This window comes from Bradyrhizobium cajani (genome assembly GCF_009759665.1).
In the GTDB taxonomy this organism is placed as follows: domain Bacteria; phylum Pseudomonadota; class Alphaproteobacteria; order Rhizobiales; family Xanthobacteraceae; genus Bradyrhizobium; species Bradyrhizobium cajani.
On record NZ_WQNE01000003.1, the window covers coordinates 260508 to 274254 of the forward strand.

At 65.3% G+C, this 13747-nt stretch carries 13 protein-coding genes, 1 tRNA gene and 1 pseudogene; 8 read left to right on the forward strand and 7 right to left on the reverse strand.

Annotated features, from left to right (window positions below; all coding sequences use genetic code 11):
* Window positions 1-33 precede the first annotated feature (33 nt).
* Both GPL20_RS06175 and GPL20_RS06180 read left to right on the forward strand, forming a co-directional pair.
* Window positions 34-966: an alpha/beta hydrolase gene (locus tag GPL20_RS06175; RefSeq protein ID WP_157328707.1), complete on the forward strand. Its 933-nt coding sequence runs from the start codon at window positions 34-36 to the stop codon at window positions 964-966.
* A 388-nt stretch (window positions 967-1354) separates the two neighbouring features.
* Window positions 1355-2593 carry an ABC transporter substrate-binding protein gene (locus tag GPL20_RS06180; protein ID WP_157328870.1) on the forward strand — a complete coding sequence of 413 codons (1239 nt, stop codon included), beginning with the start codon at window positions 1355-1357 and terminating at the stop codon, window positions 2591-2593.
* Window positions 2594-2944: 351 nt separating this feature from the next.
* On the opposite strand, the gene GPL20_RS06185 is transcribed toward GPL20_RS06180, so the two are convergent.
* The gene (locus tag GPL20_RS06185) at window positions 2945-4507 is read right to left on the reverse strand and encodes an adenylate/guanylate cyclase domain-containing protein (RefSeq protein WP_254125795.1); all 1563 of its coding nucleotides are present in this window, start codon (window positions 4505-4507) and stop codon (window positions 2945-2947) included.
* A gap of 191 nt (window positions 4508-4698) precedes the next feature.
* On the opposite strand from GPL20_RS06185, the gene GPL20_RS06190 reads away from it, so the two are divergent.
* Window positions 4699-5790 (forward strand): enolase C-terminal domain-like protein, encoded by a 1092-nt coding sequence (locus GPL20_RS06190; RefSeq protein WP_157328711.1) that lies wholly within the window; start codon window positions 4699-4701, stop codon window positions 5788-5790.
* Window positions 5791-5925: 135 nt separating this feature from the next.
* Window positions 5926-6397 (forward strand): annotated as a pseudogene (locus GPL20_RS06195) (NUDIX hydrolase).
* Between the two features lie 30 nt (window positions 6398-6427).
* Here GPL20_RS06195 and ubiV read toward each other — a convergent pair.
* The 3 genes from ubiV to ubiT are packed head-to-tail and all read right to left on the reverse strand — an operon-like array spanning window position 6428 to window position 8855.
* Window positions 6428-7312: a ubiquinone anaerobic biosynthesis protein UbiV gene (gene ubiV / locus GPL20_RS06200; protein ID WP_167532912.1), complete on the reverse strand. Its 885-nt coding sequence runs from the start codon at window positions 7310-7312 to the stop codon at window positions 6428-6430.
* A 32-nt stretch (window positions 7313-7344) separates the two neighbouring features.
* Complete coding sequence (ubiU, locus tag GPL20_RS06205; RefSeq protein WP_157328714.1) at window positions 7345-8322, reverse strand: ubiquinone anaerobic biosynthesis protein UbiU; 978 nt, start codon at window positions 8320-8322, stop codon at window positions 7345-7347.
* Window positions 8322-8855: a ubiquinone anaerobic biosynthesis accessory factor UbiT gene (gene ubiT / locus GPL20_RS06210; protein WP_157328716.1), complete on the reverse strand. Its 534-nt coding sequence runs from the start codon at window positions 8853-8855 to the stop codon at window positions 8322-8324. Before ubiT ends, ubiU begins: the two co-directional genes overlap by 1 nt.
* A gap of 99 nt (window positions 8856-8954) precedes the next feature.
* Between ubiT and GPL20_RS06215 the strand changes: the two genes are divergently transcribed.
* Both GPL20_RS06215 and GPL20_RS06220 read left to right on the forward strand, forming a co-directional pair.
* Window positions 8955-10487: a UbiD family decarboxylase gene (locus tag GPL20_RS06215; RefSeq protein WP_157328717.1), complete on the forward strand. Its 1533-nt coding sequence runs from the start codon at window positions 8955-8957 to the stop codon at window positions 10485-10487.
* A complete protein-coding gene (locus GPL20_RS06220) occupies window positions 10484-11089 on the forward strand; it encodes a UbiX family flavin prenyltransferase (RefSeq protein ID WP_157328718.1) in 606 nt (201 codons plus the stop codon). The genes GPL20_RS06215 and GPL20_RS06220 overlap by 4 nt, the downstream gene beginning before the upstream one ends.
* 26 nt (window positions 11090-11115) lie before the next feature.
* Here GPL20_RS06220 and GPL20_RS06225 read toward each other — a convergent pair whose 3' ends face one another.
* From GPL20_RS06225 to cpdR, 3 genes are all read right to left on the reverse strand, one after another.
* Window positions 11116-11601, reverse strand: coding sequence for an L-2-amino-thiazoline-4-carboxylic acid hydrolase (locus GPL20_RS06225; RefSeq protein WP_157328719.1), 486 nt, complete (start codon window positions 11599-11601; stop codon window positions 11116-11118).
* A gap of 143 nt (window positions 11602-11744) precedes the next feature.
* Window positions 11745-11819, reverse strand: a tRNA-Val gene (locus GPL20_RS06230).
* A gap of 72 nt (window positions 11820-11891) precedes the next feature.
* A complete protein-coding gene (gene cpdR / locus GPL20_RS06235) occupies window positions 11892-12251 on the reverse strand; it encodes a cell cycle two-component system response regulator CpdR (RefSeq protein WP_007597092.1) in 360 nt (119 codons plus the stop codon).
* 69 nt (window positions 12252-12320) lie between these two features.
* Here cpdR and GPL20_RS06240 point away from each other — a divergent pair, with 69 nt between their 5' ends.
* Window positions 12321-12506, forward strand: a complete 186-nt coding sequence (locus tag GPL20_RS06240; RefSeq protein ID WP_157328720.1) for a hypothetical protein — start codon at window positions 12321-12323, stop codon at window positions 12504-12506.
* A 74-nt stretch (window positions 12507-12580) separates the two neighbouring features.
* Window positions 12581-13471 (forward strand): N-formylglutamate amidohydrolase, encoded by an 891-nt coding sequence (locus GPL20_RS06245; protein ID WP_157328721.1) that lies wholly within the window; start codon window positions 12581-12583, stop codon window positions 13469-13471.
* The last annotated feature ends 276 nt before the right edge of the window (window positions 13472-13747 follow it).

A 13747-nucleotide genomic window follows, 5' to 3' on the forward strand; every position in this document is an offset into this window, starting at 1 on the left:
AGCCAATATGAGGCCCGCAGGGCCGACAGTATCATGAAGAATTATCTGGCATTTTTTCTTCTTCTGACCGTGACCACGGCCTCCGCGCACGGACCTTTGCCGGCCCGGCTGTCGCAGCCGTCCGATCTTCTTCGGGTGGGACTGACCGATTCCGACACCACCGCCGGCGGCACCGCGCGGCTGTGCGAGCAGATTTCGTTCACGCGCGGCCTGCGCTATGGCGAGAGCGATGCCAATGTGCTCGACGTCGCCACCAGCGCCGAGACCAAGGCGGATACGCCGCGGCCGGTGCTGCTGTTCGTGGCCGGCGACAGCTTCACGGGCGACCGTGCGGCGCCGGACCTCTCGCGTGAGATTCAGGACCAGGCCATGTGCTTTGCAGCGCGCAACGGCATGATCGGGGTGCGCGTGAACTATCGGCTGGCGCCCGCGGCGAGCTGGCCGGCCGGTGCGGCCGATGTCGCGGCGGCGCTGTCCTGGGTCCACGGCAATATCGACCTGTTCAACGGCGATGCCCGCGAGATCGTCGCGGTCGGCTATGGCGCCGGCGCCTTCCATGTCGCGAGCCTGCTGGCGCACCCCGAGCTGCAAACCGACCGCGCCGATGTCGCCGCCGTCGTGCTGGTGTCCGGGATCTACCGCGTGGGCAAGGACGCCAGCGACAGCGAGAAGGCCTATCTCGGCGCGGACGCCAGCCAATATGACAAGCGGTCGGTCTTTCCCGGCATCCTCAACGTCGACGTGCCGATCGTGCTGGCCTGGGCCGCGGACGATCACGCAAACCTGGTGGCGCAGGGTGAGACCCTGAAGAAGACGCTCTGCGGCGCCGGCCACTGCCCCCGCACCGCCATGATACGCAGCCGCGACGGCATCGCGAGCGCCTTCGGCCTCGACGGCTCCGGCGACAGCCTCGCCGAACCGACGCTGCTGCTGGTGCATCAGCTCGAGGCACGCGGGCTGCCGTAGCTGGGAGCGGGCTGCGCGCTTATTACTTCGACCTTTTGCTGGGCCACCCCTCTCCCCCACCCTCCCCCGCAAGGGGGGAGGGAGCGCAGCGGAGTGCGCGGCTACACTGCGGCTCGTCACGAGTGCCCTAATGAATCGAGTCATTCGCGCTGCGCACAGGTAGGTTCCCTCCCCCCTTGCGGGCGCCACACGGGGACTCTCTCGATCGGAAACGCACCGCGCCCGCCGCTCATGCCGCGTCAATACGCCTGTCGTTTCGTTCGGGCTGCCGTGCGTTGCATCGAAGGCAGCCATCAAGCCACACGATTGCCAAACGCTTGACGTAGATCAACTCGCCTTGGTGCGGATTGAGCCGACCTCGTTGGGGGCCAACGACAAGGTGTCGAGCATGTACGTCACCGGCAGATTGCTGTTCGTTTTGGTTGCCGCTCTGGCCTCGCTCGGGGCGATGTCGCAGCAGCACACCGAGCAACCCACTTCTGAACAACCCGCTTCCGACAAGGAAATCCGCATCGGCAATGTCATGCCGTATTCGGGACCGCTCTCGGAGTTCGGCGCCATCGGCCAGGCCGAGGCCGCCTATTTCGACATGATCAACGCGCGTGGCGGGATCAACGGCCGCAAGATCCGCTTCATCACGCGCGACGACAATTCCGATCCCGCGACTGCGCTGGAGCTGACGCGCAATCTGGTCGAGAAGGAGGACGTGCACCTGATGTTCGGGTCGTTCGGCGCGCCCGGCAATCTCGCCACGCGCTGGTATCTGAACGAAAAGAAGATCCCGCAGCTCTTCGTCGCCTCCGGCGACGAGGAGCTGAGCCAGGCCAGGGCGTTCCCCTGGACCATGGGCTGGCAGCCGTCGTTCCGGTCGGAGGGGCGCATCTACGCCAACTACATCCAGGCCTATTATCCCAGGAAGAAGATCGTGGTGCTCTGGCAGAACGACCAGTTCGGACGCGTGCTCTACAAGGGCATCCAGGAAGGCCTTGGCGACCTCAACCGTCACGTCCTCGTCGACATCGCCTTCGACATCCGCGACGAGCATCTCGACGGGCACGTCTCGATCCTCAAGCGCGCAGGCGCCGACATCTTCGTCTTTCTCGGCGTGCCGTCGACGGCGTCCAAGGTGATCAAGCTGGCGGCGTCACTCAATTGGCATCCGGTGTTCATCGTGAACGATGCCTCCGCCTCGATCGCCAATGCGATGGCGCCGGCGGGCCTGGAGAATTCGGCCGGCGTGATCTCGGCGGCCTTCCTGAAGGATCCGAGCGATCCTGCCTGGAAAGACGATCCTGCCATGAAGGACTGGTTCGCCTTCATGGACAAGTACCATCAGGTCGAGAGCACGAATAGCAGTGCCGCACTCTACGGCTATGCCGCGGCCGAAGCGATGACACAGGTGCTGAAGCAATGCGGCGACGACCTGTCGCGCGAGAACATCATGCGTCAGGCGGCCTCGCTCCGGGACCAGCACCCCTCGGTCGCGCTGCCCAACATCAGGATGAATACCTCGCCCAGCAGCTATCTGCCGATCAGGCAGATGCGGCTCGTCCAGTTCGACGGCCGCTCCTGGCAACCGTTCGGCGAGGTGATCGAGACGGCGTTCACGGAGGGCGCGGCGCGGTGAGCCTCACGTTGCAGGCAGCGTGAAAGCGACTCTCACCTTTTGCTGGGCTACCCCCTCCCCTGCCCTCCCCCACAAGGGGGGAGGGAGCCCAGTGTGCCACGGGGTGAGAGCTGAGGTCAAAAGCTCAACTCGCGAACTCAACTCGAATGGACGTCCTCTGACTCGACCACATGCACAGCTGCGTTCCCTCCCCCCTTGTGGGGGAAGGCAATCGCAGGTGAACGTTGGGGCACCGATAGCCTCCACAGCGTCATGGCCGGGCTTGTCCCGGCCATCCACGTCTTTCCTCGCGGCACAAAGAACGTGGATGCCCGGGACAAGCCCGGGCATGACGACCTGTTGTGCGCATCCTCACGCCGGCTTCAGCGAGGCCAGCGCATTTTCCAGCAGCGAGCGCACCCGCGCGGCGTCGCCGGATTTCACCACGGCCGGGTCGAGATAGAGCTCCAGCCCCGGCGCGCGCTCGGTGATGATGCCGCTCTTCTCCGCCGCCGCGTCGGCCAACGCATCCACCGAATAGGGAATCACCTCGCGGCTGATGCCCTTCATCGTGATCGCCGGCAGCGCATGCGCGCGGACGATGTCGCTGACGAGCGCGAAGGTCTCGTAGCTCAGCACGATGCCGCCGGGCTCGGCGATCGATTGCAGGCGCGCGGCGAGGTTCGCCTCGGCGCCGATGATGGTGTAGTCCATGCGGTCGCTGCTGCCGAAATTGCCGACATTGCAATAGCCGGAATTGATGCCCATGCGCGAGCGGAACGGCTGCTCGATGCCGGAGGCGCGCCATTTCGCATTGAGCTCGGCAAGGCGCTGCTGCATGCGCCAGGCCATCTGGAGGCAGGCCTGCGCATCGGCACGGTCGCCTTTGGTCTCGGGATCACCGAAGAAGATCAGCATGGCGTCGCCGATGAACTTGTCGATGGTGCCGCCATATTCATGGGCGATCGCCGACATCTCGGTGAAATATTCGTTGAGGAGCTGGGTCAGCAATTCAGGCTGAAGCCGCTCCGCGGTCGCGGTGAAATTCTGGATGTCGGAGAAGAAGATGGTGAGCTTCTTGCGCTCGGTGTGGATGGTGACATCCTTCTGGCCGGAGAAGATGCTCTTGTAGACCTGCGGCGGGATGTAGCGCGAGATCTTCATCGACAGCGAGGCGAGGAAATCGTTGGCGGATTCGAGCTCCTTGTTCATGCCCTTGATACGGCTGGCCTGGCGGCGCTGGAGCGACAGGAACGACAGGCCGCTGCCGGCGGCGATCACAAAGTAGGCCAGCAGGAACTTGAACGAGAAGATGTTGGCCGCGATCGGCTGCGCGATGATGACTTCCTGGATGCCCCTGACGTCGCCGACCTTCCAGTCCTTCTTCGGGCTCTCGGGGTGGCTGTTGTGACAGCTCACGCAGGCCGGGCCCATGGTGACAGGCGCGACGAGGCGGACCTTGTCGTTGAACAGCGAGGTCTCGGTCTCGACGATCTTCTGCTCGGGATCCTTGCGCAGCGCATCGAGCGCGTCCTTCTCGAACTTGTCGAGCTGGTGCGGGGCGCGGTTCTGGAACGGGAAGTCCGAGACGAAGCGGTAGGTGATGTTCTCCTGCTGCGCGCCGATCACCCGGCCAAGCTCGAGCGACAGCGTCGCCGGAATCGGGATCGCGCCGGGGACGGACTCGTAATTGTGCACGACCTTCGTCGTGCCGTTCGGGTTGGCCAGCACGCGTCCGACCACGTTGGAGGCATAGTAGCTGCGCACGCTGGATATGACCGAATTGAGATCGGCGGCCTGCCGGCGCAGCGCGGTCTTGCTCAGCTCGGTCAGGTCCAGCCAGACCGCGAGCGGCAGAGCGAGCAGGAGGAAGGCGATCACGGCGCCGGTGAGGATGCCGCTCTTGCGCTGTTCTTCGGAGATCTCTTGTTTCACCCTGTGGCTCCGTTGTGTGCGATTTTGTCGCAAATCAGATGGATTTGCGGCGCAGCCTGCGGCGGCACAGAGCCAATAATTGCAAGCCGGCGCAACCCCATTTTATGGTGGTCGCGCCAGGTGCCTTTTCGTTTGATCACGGATGCTTAAGATCGGCACCGACCTGCATCCGCTCCGCCGGGGAGAGACTTATGACCGAGACCGTCCGCATCAGACGCTTTCACGCGCGGCCCGTGATCGTGCCGATGAACCTGCCGCTGCAGACCTCGACCGGCGCGGTCGCGAAAGCGCCGCTGGTGCTGATCGACTGCGAGACCGATCAGGGCGTGCGCGGGCACGCTTATCTGTTTTCGATCACGCCGTCTGCCTTGAAGCCGCTGACGGCGATGGTCACGGAAATGTCGGACCTCGTCGCCGGCGACGAGCTGCTGCCGTTCGAGATCGAGCGCAAGCTGGCCCAGCGCTTCACGCTGCTCGGGCTTGCCGGCCTGCAGCGGCTGGCGCAATCCGGCATCGACATGGCGGCTTGGGATGCACTGGCACGCAGCAAGGGCCTGCCGCTGGCGCGCCTGCTCGGCGGTGCGCCGAAGCCGGTCAGGGCCTACAATTCGAAGGGGCTCGGCATCATGCCGGCGGGCGCCGCGGTGGAGGAGGCTCACAAGCTGCTGGCCGAGGGCTTTCAGGCCGCGAAGATCCGCGTCGGCCGGCCCGATGCGCGCGAAGATCTCGCGGTCGTGCGCGCGGTGCGCAAGGCCGTCGGCGATCAGGTGACGCTGATGTGCGACTACAATCAGGCGCTCACAGTGACCGAAGCGATCCGCCGCGGCGAGATGCTCGACGACGAGGGCTTGAGCTGGATCGAGGAGCCGATCCGCCACGACGATTATGCCGGCTGTGCCCGCATTGCGGACGCGCTGCGCACGCCGGTGCAGATCGGCGAGAACTTTGACAGTGCCTTCTCGATGCAATCCGCTCTGTCGGCGGAGGCCTGCGACTACGTGATGCCGGACGTGCAACGCATCGGCGGCGTCACCGGCTGGCTCCGGGCCGCCTCGCTCGCGCACGCCGCCGGCATCGAGATGTCGACGCATCTGTTCTCGGAGGTCAGCGCGCATCTCTTGTGCGTGACGCCAACCGCGCACTGGCTGGAATATGTCGACTGGGCCGACGCGGTGCTGGCGAGGCGATTGAGGATCAAGGACGGCTTTGCGCTGCCGGGCGAGGAGCCCGGCAACGGGATCGAATGGGACGAGGCGGCGGTGAAGAAGTATGCAGTCTCGTAGCCCGGATGGAGCGCAGCGCAATCCGGGAAAGTCTCTCCGCGACGGGGAAGCCCCCGGATTGCGCTGCGCTCCATCCGGGCTACGCTCTCGTGCCCTCGTTGCGAGATCACCCGAAGCTGACTAACGCTGCCCCCTATGACCACATGGCGACCCCCATCCTCATATCCGAGTCGTCGCGATTGGCCTGCACTGGCGGGACGGACGTCTGCTCGCGGCCGAAGTGCGCGATGATGCTGGCCTGATCAAGGGCGTGCGTCCGCTCGGCGGCGAGATCGAGTTCGGCGAGAGCTGGCGGGCTGCCCTCATCCGTGAATTCAAAGAAGAGCTCGGCATCGACGTGATCCTCAAGGGCGAGCCCTTGATGATGGAGAACATCTTCGTCCATGAGGGCGCAACCGGCCATGAGGTGATGTTCATCGCCGAGGTCGTGTTTCCCGATGCTGCATTCCGCGATCAGGACCGCATCGACTTCAGAGAAGACAACGGCGCGCACATCGTCGCCCGCTGGTTCGACCTGGCCGATCTCGATGTGGAGGGCGCCCCGAGCCTGTTTCCGACCGGACTGAAGGACTTGCTGCTGGGCACCATAAAAGGCAGGCCCGCGTAAGCGGACCCCAGCTTTACCAGACGCGATGTTTCACACGAAGGAAAAGCCGGGCTGGCCGCGAAGGAAGCCGTTGGCAAAGGCGACGCCCGGATAAAGATCGGACAAACGGCGGCTTGCGCCTTCGGCATCCTCGTGTCCGTCGAGCACGTCGCGAAAGGTTCTGACGACGTCGACCATGTCGCAATCCTGCGGCGACAGGCGCAGCGAGCCGATCCCGGCCTCGCGCAGCGCGCCGATGTCACCGACGAGATTGGTGCAGGCATGCGACAGGGTCTGGACGCCGTTGATCGTGAGGAACTCCTGCTGGTCCAGCGTCTTCAGCGCGAGCCCGTCGGGGTCCTTTTCGCAGACGAAGCGGCAATTGTCCTTGGAGAGCTTGTGAAGCCGCGCATGGTAGCAACGGGCGGAGATCGCCAGCGGCACCCGGCCGAAAGCAAAGATTTCGATCACGGCTTGGGGCACCGCGGCGGCAATCACTCCCGCCGACGAGATTGGCAGCTCGGGCGGCAGGCAGATGCGCGCGGCGCCCTGCCGGACGTGAAAGGCCGCGCTGGTCTCGTTGTAGATGTTGACGTAGGGCCCGATCGCATGCGGCCGGCCCGTGATCGAGCGGAGGCAGGTCAAATCGTTCACCTCGACCAACGCGTCCTCAGTTGCGCAAAGCTCTTCGGTTTGGCGCCGCTCGCGCCGCAGCGACACCAGGATCAATGAGCCCAGCAGGACCTGCTTGCCGGCTCGCTGGAGCCGTTCGATGACCTCGGGCAGATGCTCCGCGAAGAACGGCGACCGTTTCGAGCACACGATCTCGCCCACCGACACGACATCGACCGGCGCCTCGTCGGCGATCCGGACGTAGAAATCGCGCCAGCGCTCCGGCGCCCAATTGTAGAGGACGGGGCCGAGACTAAGCTGCATCGGTATTTCTCTCAATCATGCCGGACCGTCGCTTATCGCCACGTCTTGCGATAGGCGCCGAGCGTGGTGGCCTGGCCTTCGGTGAACGGCTTCAGGCTCACGATGTCCGCTTCGCGCCCCTGCTCGAGGGTATCGAGCGCGCGGCGGAAATGACGGACCACGCTCTCGATATAGGCGCGTCCGCGCTGACGCCCTTCGATCTTCAGCGCGGCCACCCCGGCGCTTTTCAGTCCCGTGAGCAGCGTGGTGGCATCGAGACTGACCGGATCCTCGAAGATGTAGCCGTCGCCATGCGCGGTGGAGAAGCGCCCCTTGCAGAGGGTCGGATAGCCTGCGGCTTCCTGCGGGGCGAAGCGGTTGATGGTGAAGCCGCCAAGCCGGGACGTCGTCCCCCGCACGGTGTCCTCATAGGCCACGTGGCTCGCCGGTGAGCAGACACCCTGCATGTTCGGCGATTTGCCGGTGGCATAGGACGACAGGGAGCAGCGCCCTTCGGCCATCACGCAAAGGCCGCCGAACACGAACACCTCGGTCTCGCAGGTCGTCTCGCGGGTGATTTCGGCGATCTCCGCAACACTGAGCACGCGGGGCAGCACGACGCGGCGCGCCCCGAACGTCCCGACGTAGAAGGCGATGGCATCGGGATTTGCGGCGGCGGCCTGCACCGAGACATGAAGGCGCTGGCCCGGATGGCGCTTGGCGACGTAGTCCATCAGCCCGATATCGGCGACGATCAGCGCGTCGGCCCCGGCGGCGACGGCATCGTCCACGGCGCGCTGCCAGAGCGCCACGGAGGAGGCCCGCGGAAAGGTGTTGATGGCGACGAGGATGCGCGCGCCGCGACCGTGGGCAAACGCAATCCCCTTGCGCAGCTCGTCGCGGCTGAAGTTCAGCCCCGGAAAATTGCGCGCGTTGGTCTCGTCGTTGAAGCCGCAATAGACGGCGTCCGCGCCCGCATCGATGGCGCTCCGCAGCGCGGCCGGCGTGCCGGCAGGACAGATCAGCTCCATCACCTCTGCTCCTGCGGCGAGCCGGTCAGCCTGTCCCGCGCGGCCTCGAAGGAACGCCTCACCGGCTCGCCCAACGGACCGAACAGGGAAGCCAGCTCCTCGGCGAGATCGAGCCGCGCATCGTCGATCGCGTTGCGCAAGGCCAGCACGGCCTCCATGTCGCCTTCGATTCCGAGCTGGCGCGAGAACATCAGCGCGTCGCCATCGACCCTGCCCTCGACCAGGGCAAGCAGGTTTGCGAGCGAGGCGGAGACACAGGCATCCAGGCCTTGCGGCAGCTCGCGCAACACCAAGAGTCGCGGCGGCGTGGCCTCGACGATGAAGGCGAACGGCAGATCGACCGGCTTGATCCCGAATCGCGCACGGCGATGTTGGCCGAGCCGGTCGAGCAGGCCGGGATTGCGCCTCAAGATCCGCGCGAGGAAGCCACCGAGCGCGAATTGCAGCGGCAGCAGCGGCAAGGGACGTATCACGAGCGCGAGCAGGGGCGGGATTGTCGGCAATGAACCGGACGCGACGGACGAATGACTCATCTCGCCATCTGAGCCGATTGCGCGCAAAAGTATTTGACCGGGAACAATGATGATCGAAATCACGCCGGCTAGCTTCTGCTTTTTCAGGAGCCTGTCCACTTGCAACGTGACGTTCCGCGCTTCGGCGAACTATCCGACTTCCTGCGCTTCATCGAAGGCAAGGGCCAGCTGCGACGCATTCGCGAACGCGTTTCCGTCGTGCACGAGGTCACCGAGATCCACCGGCGCGTGATCGGGGAGCACGGACCGGCATTATTGTTCGAGCGGCCGGTCAGGGCCGACGGTGTTCAATCCGAGATGCCGCTGCTGACCAATCTCTTCGGCACGGTGGAGCGGACCGCATGGGGCATGGGCATCACGCCGGACCGGCTGGAAGAGCTCGGCGCGCTGCTCGCCGAGCTGCGCGCGCCGCGCCCTCCCCATGGCATTCGAGATGCCTGGCACAAGCTGCCGCTGGCCCGCGCCGCGCTTGCAACGCGGCCACGATCGCGCCCTGCGGCGCCGGTGCAGGATCGCGCGATGATGGGCGAGGACATCGATCTGACAAAACTGCCGGCGCAGATCTGCTGGCCGGGCGAGCCTGCACCTTTGATCACATGGCCGCTGGTCATCACCGCGCCGCCGGAATCATCGTCTGCTGACCAGGAGGAGAATGTCGGCGTCTATCGCATGCAGATCCTCGGCCCTGACCGCGCCATCATCCGCTGGCTTGCCCATCGCGGCGGCGCCCGGCATCACCAGCAATGGAAATCCCTGGGGCGCGACATGCCGGTCGCGATCGTCATCGGCGCCGATCCCGCAACGATCCTGGCCGCCGTGCTGCCGCTGCCCGAGACGATATCCGAGCTGCGCTTCGCAGGCATCCTGCGCGGCGAGCGGCCCGAGCTGACGCCGTGCCTCACGATTCCTCTCGCGGTCCCGGCCGCGGCCGAGATCGTCATCGAGGGCGTTGTCTCGGCAACCGAGACCGCCGCCGAAGGCCCCTATGGCGATCACACCGGCTACTATAATTCGGTCGAGGAGTTTCCCGTGCTGCGCGTCACCGCCATCACGTCGCGCCGACAGCCGATCTATCTCTCGACCTTCACCGGCCGCCCGCCGGACGAGCCGTCCCGGATCGGCGAAGCATTGAACCGGCTGTTCGTGCCGCTGATCCGGCAGCAATTCCCCGAGGTGACCGACTGCTGGCTGCCGCCCGAGGCCTGCTCCTACCGCGTCGCCATCGCCTCCATCAGGAAGCGCTATCCCGGCCAGGCGCGGCGGCTGATGCTGGGCCTGTGGTCGATGCTGCCGCAGTTCAGCTACACCAAGCTGCTGATCGTGGTCGACGACGACATCGATATCCGCGACTGGCGCGCGGTGATGTGGGCGGTTGCGACCCGCAGCGACAGCTCGCGCGATCTCGTCACGCTCTCCGACACGCCGATCGACTATCTCGACTTCGCCTCGCCGAAATCCGGCCTCGGCGGCAAGCTCGGGATCGATGCCACCACCAAGATCCCGCCCGAGACGGAGCGGGCCTGGGGCGAGCCCCTGGCGATGGATCCGGCCGTGGTCGCCAGGGTCGATGCGATGTGGCCTGCGCTTGGTCTTGGCGGAACTAGCGGCCTGCAACTGCGCGAGCCCGCATGAGCGAGCGGCATGGCGTGATCGTCGGCATCAGCGGCGCCTCGGGCGCTGCCATCGGCGTGCGCATCGTCGAGCGGCTGGCGGAGAATCCGCGCTGTGCGGTGCATCTCGTGATCTCGCCGGCGGCCGAGCGCACGCTCACCGAAGAGGTCGGTGCCGGCGCGCTGCCCCGGCTGCACACCCTCGCCTTCCGCGACCATAATCCTTCCGACATCGGCGCCAGCATCGCCAGCGGCTCGTTTCCGGTCAGCGGCATGATCGTGGCGCCGTGCTCGATCCGCACGCTGTCGGCCATCGCCTTCGGGCATCTGGACAATCTGCTCGTGCGCGCGGCCGACGTGCAGCTCAAGGAGCGACGCCGCCTGGTGCTCCTGGTCCGCGAAAGCCCGCTGCATCTCGGACATCTCCGCGCGATGCTGCAGGCGACGGAGATCGGCGCAATCATTGCGCCACCGCTGCCCGCCTTCTACCTGAAGCCGCAATCGACAGCCGAGATCGTCGACCAGATCGCCTGCCGCGCGATCAATCTGCTGGGCCTGCCCGACATCTCGGCGCCGGCGCTGAGATGGCAGGGTCGTGCAGCTGCATCGCCCGACGACCGGTAGGCCCTCGCCGACCTGACGCAGCGGCATCACCGCGCCCCGCCGTCATCGCGCCGGTAGCGGAAGTCGCAGTGATCGGCGCCCTGCATGATGGTCTGCGTACGCGTGAGCCGGATATCGGAGCCGAACCCTTCCGCGGTCGCGAAGTCGGCGGTGCAGATCAGGAGGAAGCCGAGCTCGGGCTCGCCCAGCGCCTTATAGAACTCGGCATAGGCACATCGCTTCACGTCGAAGGCGAAGACGTCCTTCGACTGCTCGATGACGTCATAGGCGAGCGCGTCGTCGCGGGCATAGGTCTTGAAGGCGGACGCGACAGCCGTGCCGAGGTCCGCCTCGTTGTTGTTAGCGTTCTTGGCCTTCCAGAATTCCTCGCCGAAGCCGCGATAGAGATCGCCGAGCGCCTTGCGCACCAGCGCGTTGGCGCGCGCCTCGCCGAGTTCGGCCTGGAGCGCCTTGACCAGCGGCACCAGCACCTGCGCCTGGATCTTTGCCTGCTCGATGACGGAAACGCTCATGGGCGGCCTCGCGTTGAGGTATGACCGGAGCCCGTGCTGCAAGGGAACTTCGTGGCTTGCCTAGCCGCAACTCGCGGCTACAAGCCCGCCTGCGCCCTTCGGGCTCCGGCGTGGCATCCTTCTCTCGCGTCGCGAGCGAAGGATGGTGGGCACGACAGGGATCGAACCTGTGACCCCTACCATGTCAAGGTAGTGCTCTCCCGCTGAGCTACGTGCCCTAGAGGTCATTTCATCGGTGGGGTCCCTATAACGGCTCAGGGGACCCGGCGCAAGGACGGAACGGGGCCGATTTAGGCCGCCAGCATCTTGTTCACTTCGCTGACCAATTCGCGCAGATGCACGGGTTTCGACAGCACCTTGGCGTTCTTGGGGGCGTCCGAATCCGAGTTCAGGGCCACCGCGGCAAAGCCGGTGATGAACATGATCTTGATATCGGGGTCGAGTTCCGAGGCCCGGCGGGCGAGCTCGATGCCGTCCATCTCCGGCATCACGATGTCGGTCAGCAGCATCTCGAACGGCTCTTCCCGCAGCCGCTGATAGGCGGCCATGCCGTTGTCGTGGGACGAGACCTGAAAACCGGCGTTTTCCAGCGCCTTGACCAGGAAACGGCGCATGTCGTTGTCGTCTTCGGCGAGCAGGATCTTTGGCATGGCAGGAAACGTCGAATCCCCAGAGGATATCAGCAGAGGTCACTAAGCCCGACAGAGGGTAAATTTGGGGTGAAAATCTTTACCCTGGGCCAGCTGCGCCTGCGGGCCTTTGTGAACCGGAATGCGGCCAGAATCAATCGAGCCGCACTGACCGATCCCCGCCTCGATGCCCGCACGGTTAAGACACGTTCCAGCGCGGATCACGCTTTTTCGCTTGGCAGAATGGTTGCGATTCCGGACAATGGCGACACATAAGAGCCGCTCGACCGGCCGAATCAATTCGATCCGAGGCCCGGATCGTGCGGCGCGAAGGGACGAAGCCTGAGAAGATGACGCGGTTTGACGGCGAGGTGTCGCCAGCCTTCGAGATCGTGGAGCCCGCGCAATGGCGCGCGCCGGTCATCTTCAACTCGCCGCATTCCGGCTCGACCTATCCGGACGAATTCCTCGCCGCCTCCAGGATCGATCTGCCGACGCTGCGGCGGTCGGAAGATTCCTTCATGGACGAGCTGATCGGCCACTTGAGCGAGCGCGGCTTTCCGACCGTGCGGGTCAACTTTCCCCGCTCCTATGTCGACGTCAACCGCGAGCCCTATGAGCTCGATCCCCGCATGTTCACCGGCCGCCTGCCGAGCTTTGCCAATACCCGCTCGATGCGGGTCGCCGGCGGCCTCGGCACCATTCCGCGCGTGGTCGGCGACGGCCAGGAGATCTATCGCGACCGCATCCTGGTCGACGACGCGCTGGCGCGGATCGAGACGCTGTACAAGCCCTATCATCGCGCGCTGCGCCGGCTGATCAACAAGGTGCACCAGATGTTCGGCACCGTGGTGCTGGTCGACTGCCACTCGATGCCGTCGGTCGGCGTCTCCCGCGACGAACCGCGCCGGCCCGACGTCGTGATCGGCGACCGCTACGGCACGAGCTGCACGCCGCTGCTGCCCGACCGGGTCGAGGAGACCATGGGCGGGCTCGGCTATTCGATCGGCCGCAACAAGCCCTATGCCGGCGGCTTCATCACCGAGCATTACGGCAATCCGGCGAGCGGCCTGCATGCGGTGCAGCTCGAGCTCAATCGCGCGATCTACATGGACGAGCGGCGGCGCGAGCGCAGTCCGCGCTTTGCGCAAGTGGCGGCCGACTTCGGCGTGCTGGCCGACGTGCTGGCGACGACGATCCCGTTCGGCGACCTCGGCCCGTTCCAGGCCGCGGCGGAATAGACGAAAGATCTTTCTCGAGCGAGCGTATCGACCGCGATCGGCGCGAACGCACTTTCGCTTCGCAAACTCACGCGCACTGGAATGAAGAGAGGCTGAAAGAAAAAAGGGCCGCTTCTAATGAAGAAGCGGCCCAAGTCTAGGGAGGAAACGCCCAAGGAGGGCAGCGGTAACGCAGAGCGCTACCGCACCGCAACAATATGCGACTGCGCCGCACAAAGTGCAAGGGCTTTTGAGCCGTTTCCCATGCAATAAGCACATGGCTCAATTGCTTCTAGA